The sequence below is a fragment of the Synechococcus sp. H55.10 genome, from assembly GCF_047502715.1.
Classification (GTDB): domain Bacteria; phylum Cyanobacteriota; class Cyanobacteriia; order Thermostichales; family Thermostichaceae; genus Thermostichus.
In genome coordinates this window covers 1-8,810 of sequence record NZ_JANSJJ010000069.1, presented here as the reverse complement: position 1 = coordinate 8,810, position 8,810 = coordinate 1, and the positions used below count along the sequence as shown (strand labels likewise).

Sequence of the window (8,810 nt, the reverse complement as noted above, 5' to 3'; positions counted from 1 at the left end):
AGGAAACTGGGTATTCAACACCTGCCTAGGATTGAGAAAGCGACCTAGGGCGAGGTCATTGTGGCGCTGCGCGATGAATACGCTCATTGGAACCGAGCCATTATTCAATGGGCAACACTGGGAGTTCCTTACAACACGCCAGTCTACCTTAGTGTAGATCAAAAAGTTTTAGCAGGTCTGGGCCTAGGCACAGTTAAGGATTTCTGCCAAGCCGTGCGCGCTCAGGTGGCAGATGGCAATCGGCTGCAGTTATCGGCTTTGCAAAACCAGGGATCGTCCGAACCGGCAGGGGTGGCCTTCTTGGCGCTGATGGTACTCGCCGCCAACGACATGATGAGAGATGACAAGCTGGATGCCAATGACTTCTTCACCCATTTTTGCCAACGGTTGGAAATACCTGGCGACACCCGTCCGATAGGGATGAAAGCCGGAGATGAAGAAAGCTTGTGGCAGGAGTGGAACCGGTGGCTAGAGGAAAAAGGATGGATTGCCACCGCCAAACCAGGGGAAGGCTCGCGCCGGTATTTGAATTACCCCATTTCCCAGGCCTTGCTGCGGGAGGCGGACACCCAAAAGTTATGTCGCATGTTTTACGAGAAAAAGTGGACTACGGCCCGCAGCGAAACCCAGTTGCTGGTGGATTTGGCGAGCGAAAAGAACCTAAACCAACATCTGGCAGAGCTGCTGGACGACCGCCAGCGACACGAAGTCCTGGGCGCCGAAATCCTAGCCGTCCATCAAGAGTGGTTGGATGCAGGACGCCCGGAACCGCAACGATTTAGCCGAGCGTACCAGCCCCCCACGCGTCTGACTGCGGGGCTGTATCGCACCGAGGATCGGTGGGGGGATCCAGCATACTACCTTTATCCCAAGCTGCCGCGTCACTGGCCAGTTGCAGAGGTGACGGTAGAAAACTTAGGTCGCCTGCGCTTGGAGCGCGCAGGTTGGTTTTACCCCGTTGGCAAGCCACTCTCTGCTGGCGATCTAGCTGAGGGGAGAGCCTGGCCTATTCGCGGCCATGCCCACTTGCGGGAGCTCCAACTGCCGGCTCGAGATTTCTGGGTCTTGGTGCCCGATCCTGAGAACCCTGAGTCCGGTGCTCTAGCCAGTTGGGGAGCGCCCAAACTTGGCAGTCACTTCACTGTGTTGTTTCGGGAAGCCCTGTGGCCGGATTTGCAGCGGCTGCGCGAAGAAAGCCTGCTGCAATGGTCGGGCGAGCGCCAGCCTGCGTTTGCCGAAACTTCTGACTGGTGGGAAATCCAAGAATGTCAGGTGCTGGCCCCCGTATGGGACGGTTTGTTTTTACAACATCCCGAGTTGAAAGAAGCCTTGCAGCCGCGCGATCGCCTGCACATTGCCTTGAGTGGCGGATTACGGGTACCCCAAGGACGGGCTTGGCTGAAGGATCACTTACCACAGGTGACCGTGTACGGATTTCAGCCTACGGCAGCGGTGACCCTGACTGAAGTGGTCACTGGGAACATATACCTTCAAGGAGACCATCGCTCTACCAACCAGCCTTGGGATTTGCCAGCAGACTTACCTCCTGGTACTTATCGAATCCAAGTTCGGAGCGGAACTGCCCACCAGGAACGCTCTTTAAAGATTCTGAATTGGGATGATTTGTCATTAGCTTGTGTAGTAGGAGAATGATCTTATGTCTAAGCTGATTTACTGGCTCTTTCACACTCATTGCAAGAAATTTAAGCCACAAAAGCTGCTAGAGCACTTACAGAAGCGAATTACTCAAGAAAATTTAGTAGATGTCATATCTCATGTTCGAATTGAGAAAGGTATCAAGAAAAAAGGCGAGTACTACTTCTACTTGGGTATTGATCCGAAGGCACGCCCTGATTGGGAATCCAGACAAAAAGACAATCTTGAGAAATTTCTTAAAACAATAAGCGGTATTAATAAGGCTGCAAGGCAAGAATTTTACTGGGAAGAAATTCGACACATGGTGGGTATCGCCTACGATTTAGAGCAGGATATCCAAACTATAAGGTATTTCGAAGTCAAACGGCTGCCTAAAGTCAACCCATTTCGTTTGGAAACACCTATAGCTGAGTCGGCAGAAAGCGATCGCTCTCGAGCGTGCGAACAACTGCTTTGGTGGCTATCGGCAGCCGGTTCCGGTTCTTGGGAAACCTTTCAAGCCGTATGCGATCGCCTAGACCTACCCCAACCACGTCGGTTGTTGCGTCGGCTACAATTGCTGGGGCATCTCACGGTGGCTCGAGATGGCAGACGCTGGCAGATGCAGCCGCCTTCCTTGCAGCCGGTCGGTGAAAATTGCTACGTGCTGTACGGTCAGCGGAATGCAGCTCTCCAGAAAGATCTTCAGCAATTGGGTCGCCTTGAGGAGATCCCCCAATCTCGAAAGGATGTGCCACCCTGCTGGCAGTTCGAGCTGCAGACTGATGTTGCCACGGCGATCGCCAAGTTGCGAGCCAGCTACCCTACCCTAGGCATCCGCCCGGTCGAGGCTCCTCCCCAGTGGGACAATTGGGTGGCTACACTGGACGTTGTCGATTGGGTGCCACTCCACCGCTATCGGCTGAAGCGTTATGATGGGAGCCACTTCGCAGACGTGCCGACTGCTGAGGAAACAGGTTTCTACGAATTGCATGAGAAGGGATCCCCACAACAGCATGCCCTGTTCTACGACCGCGAGCAAGACAGGTGGTACAGCGGCGAGTGGTACGGCTTACGTTTTTTGGCTTTGACTCGCCTTGCTTCCGAAAACCTATCAGTTAAGTACGACCCAAATAGCCGAGAATTATCGATCCCTATCAGCCAGCGCTGGCCGCTAGCCTACAAACGCTATTTGGTCATGCAATCCGGCTGTTTGCCTTGCTACAGACCTGAAACAGAGGAACTGGTTTATCAGAACATTACGCCAACTGCATGGCAAATCATCGGCGAGCGGCTGCCGCTGCTCGATTTGGAGAAATAGCTAAGGTTTTTGCCCAAAGCCAAGGAGAAATCATGTACGACCTCATCGGCACCTATCAGCGATTGGATCGAATCTATCAGCTTTACATTAAGAGTGCTTTTCCCTTACGGTATCCTGCTCTTAGCGCCGAGCGCGATCGCCACTTGCATTACAGCCCTGATCATCCTCTGCTCAGTGTTCCTCCTCTACTGGAGCCCACACCCGTCTACCCTTCTTCTGGCAAAACCCTCGAGGAAGCAGCAAAAGCTTTACCCACTGGCTATGAAGACTTGGCCCACCTCGGTCGTTCCTTGTTCCCGAACTTACCCCTCTATGAGCACCAATGGCAGAGTTTGAAAGCAGCCATCGTTGATCAAAAGGATATTGTGGTAACGACGGGAACTGGCTCCGGCAAGACCGAGTGTTTTTTGTTGCCAATCCTAGCCCACCTTGCGCGGGAATCCCGTAGTTGGGATCCGATGTCTGAAAGCGGGGATACGTTTTGGTGGCAGGAGGAAGACAATCCAAATTGGGTGCCACAGCGCCAAGAGCAAAAACGACCGGCGGCAATCCGGGCGCTCATTCTCTATCCCCTAAATGCTTTGGTGGAGGATCAATTGCGCCGGTTGCGCAAAGTGTTGGATGGCCCAGAAACCCATGAATGGCTTGATCGCGAGCGGGGTTGCAATCGCATCACCTTCGGTCGTTACACGGGTCAGACCCCCCTCCCCGGCTATCCCACTTCCGATAAGGTCAAGGAATTAGCCCGGCAATTGCGAGAGTTGCAAGCGGAGCAGGAAAAGGTTGCCGTCCAGAGCCAAGACCCAGATTTGAGGTTTTACTTTCCGCGCTTGGATGGAGGAGAAATGCGCTCGCGCTGGGATATGCAAGCGCATCCCCCGGACATCTTGATTACCAACTATTCCATGCTCAACATCATGCTGATGCGGCAAATCGAGGCCGGGATGTTCGAGCAAACGAAAAGGTGGCTGCAAGAGAATCGCGAGCGCAAATTCTTGCTCGTGGTCGATGAGTTGCACACTTACCGAGGGACGCCAGGCTCAGAAGTGGCCTACTTGCTGCGCTTACTGCTGTACCGTTTGGGGCTAACAGTCAACTCAGAACAACTGCAGGTTTTGACCACCAGTGCCAGCTTGGAAGAGGGCGAGGCAGGCCGCAAGTTTCTCCGGGAGTTTGTTGGGCGCGATCGCTTTGTGGTGATTGCCGGGGAACAAGTTCCTCCGGTTCCCAAGGCGCCAGCACAAGTGCGTCAGCATCAAGCTGCTTTTGCTCAGTTTGCCAGCGATGTGCAGCCGGATCCCCTCCAGCCGCTGCGCCCTCTCCCAGTCACTAAAGAAGCCCTGACGAGGCTGGTGCGGGCTTTGGGCAGCGATCCCAGCTTGGGATCCCCAGAGCAGGCTTTGGGGGAGTGCCTCGAGGGACTCAACGTTGCAGATGCGCTGCGGGAGGCCTGTCGGCAGGCTAGCGGCAGCGTGCGCGCCACCCCCATCCAAAAAGTTGACCAGCAACTGTTTCCAGGCGCACCCGTGCCTGCAGGCGGTCTGGTCTCTGAGGCCTTGCGGGGACTGTTGATGGCAACGGCAGTAGCGAAGCGAGAAGATGGGCGATCGCCCCAGCCCGTGCGCGGCCACCTCTTCTTTCACAACCTGCAAGGCCTGTGGGCGTGCAGCAGCCCCAAGTGCAGCGTTGCCCAACGCCCTCAAGAGGACAACCAACCCCCTCCGCCTATCGGTGCCTTACATAGCCAGCACCGCCTCAGTTGCGACTGCGGGGCACGGGTTCTGGATTTGATCGTCTGCGAAGTTTGCGGGGAGGTATTCCTAGGGGGTTATGCTTACTCGTCTGGCAAGTCGGTTATCCTCACTCCCGATCAACCTGATCTAGAAGGCATTCCCGATTTAGTAAGCCTCACCCAAAAATCCGGGAACTATCGCGTTTTTTGGCCCCTCCCCCATGACCCAGAACCTTGGGCGACCGAGCCGCAAGATCTGGAGTGGAGCGCTGGAAAAGTCAAGCGGCGGTGGGTCGAGGCCAAACTCAACCCCGCTACGGGCGAACTCAACAAAGAGAAGACACCTCCTAAAGAAGGCGAGGTTCCTGGCTGGGTGTACCAAGTAGAGGCCGAGAACCAGCCTGCCTTGCCGACCCGTTGCCCGCGCTGCGATACCGATCGCGCCCGCCGCGAAGCCTATCCCACCCCGCTACGTGTGCATCGCACTGGATTTCAGAAAGCCTGTCAGGTGATTGCCGGCGCTTTGTTGCGGGAAATGCCGACGCCGCAATCCCGCAAGCTGGTGATTTTTTCCGATAGCCGCCAGGACGCCGCCAAATTGGCTGCTGGGATGGAAATGGATCACTACCGCGATATGGTGCGCTTGTTGCTGGTGCGATTGGCGCGGGAGTACTGGCAAGACCTGCGGGCTTTTCTGCGCAGCATTTTACCTACCCCAGAGCAACGGCAGCAACGGTTGCGCGGCTATCCCAAGCTGCTGGAAGACGTTGAGCGGATGGCGGAGGATTGGGCGGCACGCAATCGCTTTGCCAATCTGCAGCCTACCCTTGCTACCGAGGCATTGTTTTGGGCGCAGGACATGCCGCCGGCCGATCCTGAGGCACGCCAACAATGGCTAGCAATGCTCGAGTCTTACCCCGGGCAAGTTCCACTCCTCAAGCTTCGACGCACTCTGGCAGACCGCCTCTTACAGTTGGGACTATGCCCTGGTGGTATGTCCTTTAGCGCCCTCTACTATGCCATCAACAAGGATCGGCATCACTGGACGGAGCTTTACAACTGGCAAAACAACCCAATAACACGAAGAGCCGACCGCCCGACTCCAGAGCAAGAAAAACACCTGGACAAGCTCAATGCCTACTTGGCCGATGAAATGATGTTCGCGCTGTTTGCCCATGCGGTCAGAAACACTGAGTCTTTTGGCCAGGGCTATGTTACGGCTCAAGTCCCGCCGGAACTGCAAGAAGTTGTGAGTGCTGTCATCCGCCAACTGGGAGTTCGCAAGCAGCATCGATTCTCCAAGTACTATAGGGTTGATTCTAATCGGGAACTGCCGAGGTGTGTGGTTCGATACCTGGAAAGGTTAGAAGAGCAGGGCAAGCCAGGACTGAAATCGCAGATTGAGGGGGAGTTGCGCAAGATCGGTAGCAGTAGCTCGGACGGACTGGTTTTGGATCCAGATTGCCTCTACCTCGTGCCTGTCTCTCGCGAAGGTCTTCAAGGCTACCGCTGTCCTCAGTGCAGCGCCTTTTACTTGCATGCCGCGGGGGGATGGTGCCCGGAGTGCAGCGGCGGCCACAACACCAGCCGACACTCTGACCCGCAGGTCATCCGATTGCAGCCGAGCAGCTTGCCGCGCGACTTGGACTACTACGCCTACCTCTCCGATCCTGACAACGAACCGTTTCGGATGAATGCTGCCGAATTAACTGGCCAAACGGACAAAGAGGATCGCCTCAGACGGCAGCGCTGGTTTCAGGACGTATTTTTGGAAGGGGAAATACCGCTGGCTCAGGGCATTGATTTGCTGAGCGTGACCACCACCATGGAAGCTGGGGTAGACATCGGCGGGCTGTTGGCGGTGATGATGGCGAACATGCCGCCGCGGCGTTTCAACTACCAGCAGCGGGTGGGACGGTCTGGGCGGCGCGGCGCCGGGGTTTCCTTGGCGATTACGTTTTGCCGAGGCCGCAGCCACGACGATTTTTACTTTCAGCGCCCTGAGGCTATTACCGGCGATCCGCCACCTCCCCCTTACATCGATCTGCGCAGCCGTAGTATTGCCCAGCGCGTCATCGCGAAAGAGGTTTTGCGACAAGCTTTTCAGGAAGTCTCACAACAAGATCTATCCGCTGCAGTGGATCTCGAAGACGTGACCAGCATCCACGGGGAATTTGGCCTAGCCGAAAACTGGCCAAAGGTGGAACCATCGGTTCGCAACTGGATTGCTAGCCATGACCAAGAGATTCGAACCGTGATTGCTCAACTTTGCCAGCAAACTCATCTCTCGGTTGACGAGCAACAAGCCTTACATCGCCACATCCGCGAGGAGTTGGTCGATAAGATTAACGAGATTGCCGCTTCCAACGCCTACAGACAAACTCAACTCAGCGAGCGTTTGGCCAATGCCGGCATCTTACCCATGTTTGGCTTTCCCACGCGGGTGCGATTGCTCTACACTCGCTGGTCAGCTAGCCAAGGCACTATCGATCGTGACTTGGATACGGCGATCGCACAATTTGCCCCCGGCTCAGAAATCGTCAAAGATCGGGCGGTACACACCGCCTGCGGGCTGGTGGAGTTGGCGCCTCACAAAAGAGGCGTGCAATCGCGTCCCGGTTTGGTGCCACCCCTTGACCAACCCAACCGCTGGTTGGGATTTTGTCGCAACTGCCAAGCCATGATCGAGAACTACCAACCTCAGCCGCCCCTTTCTTCTCCTCCTGCGTTCAAGCCGGCGGATCAAACTTGCCCTGTATGCGGGCAACCCACCCTCCGCTGTATCGATGCCCGTGAGCCGACAGGCTTTTTCACCAACTTGGAGCCGCGGGATTTCGACGGTCAATTTGAGTGGCAACCCCGCGTTAGCCGGCCCACCCTGGGCGTGCCTGAGCTTGAGCGCGAAGCGAAGACTGGTAACGCTCACCTGCAGGGTGGCAGCGGCAACGTTCTAATCGTCAACGATCGCGGCGGCGAGGGCGGTTTCCGGCTGCAAGCGGCGGAAGTTTTTGGCCAGAAGCAGGCGGGAGCCTATGTCTGCCTCGATCCCTATTCGCAAGCCCAAGGGGAACAAGTCAAAGGGATCGGCCCTACCTATCGAATTGCCTTGCTGTCCAAGCGACGCACTGATGTGCTGCTGGTCGGCTTTCAGACTTGGCCAACTGGCGTGTTTGCCGACCCAAGGACTTTGGAAGGGCGAGCAGCTTTGTATTCTTTTGCGTTTTGGTTGCGGGCGGCTGCCTGTGCTTTTCTGGATGTGGATCCTGACGAGTTGCAAGCCAGCTTTCAGACCACAGCAGAGGCCGGTCGAGTGGTGGGAAGAGCTTTTCTGTTTGATAGGCTGGAGAACGGCGCAGGGTACTGCCTCCACCTTGCCCAGCCGGAAGTTTTCTCGAAGCTGCTGGAACGGGAGAGCGTAGCTCAACCCAATAGCTTAGCCGCCCGTTGGCTGCAGCACCAAGAGAGCTGCGACACGTCTTGCAACAACTGCTTGCGCGATTATTACAACCTGGTTTACCACGGGCTGTTGGATTGGCGGCTGGCCTTGGATATGGCTCGCCTCCTGCGAGATGCTGAGGCGCCGGTCGATTTGCAAACCCCTTGGGGGGAAGGTCAGGAGAATCCTTGGCGGCGCCTGGTGGAGCGAGCACTGCCGCCGCTGCTGGAAAACTTAGGCTTCCAGAGAGCGCCTCAGGACTTTCCGCTGCCGGTGTGGACGGGAAATAAAGGACGGGAAGTGCGGATCGTGCGCCATCCCCTCTGGACTGACGGGCACCCTATCTGGCAACAAACTTTTGGGCAGGTTCAGCAAGCTTATCCCCAGGCCAACATTCAGGCAATCAATCCCTTCTTGACCCTGCGGCGACCGGGGGATGTCTTGGCGAAGACAACAAAACCTACCCGCTCTAAGCATTCATAAACCTGAAAGTTCAAATAGGTGTGCAGCTGGCTTGAGAATAGCTGTTCGCTGGCCGCAGTTCTAGAGTCGGCTGGAGACGAGCAGCAAATAGTTAAGCTAGCTACAAAATCTCTGACTTGTTGCTTGGGCTCTCTGAGAATGGAGCGATGTGATTTAAGTGGGGATCCCTCAATACTCGAAGGTCATGGGCGGGAAGCGGCAGG

Annotated in this window: 3 protein-coding genes; all 3 read left to right on the top strand. The window is 56.0% G+C overall.

The window, feature by feature from the left end:
- Window positions 1–60: 60 nt before the first annotated feature.
- The 3 genes from NW858_RS05345 to NW858_RS05335 are packed head-to-tail and all read left to right on the top strand — an operon-like array spanning window position 61 to window position 8,607.
- The gene (locus NW858_RS05345; RefSeq protein ID WP_414510130.1) at window positions 61–1,653 is read left to right on the top strand and encodes a hypothetical protein; all 1,593 of its coding nucleotides are present in this window, start codon (window positions 61–63) and stop codon (window positions 1,651–1,653) included.
- Window positions 1,654–1,657: 4 nt separating this feature from the next.
- Window positions 1,658–2,956 (top strand): hypothetical protein, encoded by a 1,299-nt coding sequence (locus NW858_RS05340; protein ID WP_414520063.1) that lies wholly within the window; start codon window positions 1,658–1,660, stop codon window positions 2,954–2,956.
- A 32-nt stretch (window positions 2,957–2,988) separates the two neighbouring features.
- The gene (locus NW858_RS05335) at window positions 2,989–8,607 is read left to right on the top strand and encodes a DEAD/DEAH box helicase (protein WP_414520062.1); all 5,619 of its coding nucleotides are present in this window, start codon (window positions 2,989–2,991) and stop codon (window positions 8,605–8,607) included.
- The last annotated feature ends 203 nt before the right edge of the window (window positions 8,608–8,810 follow it).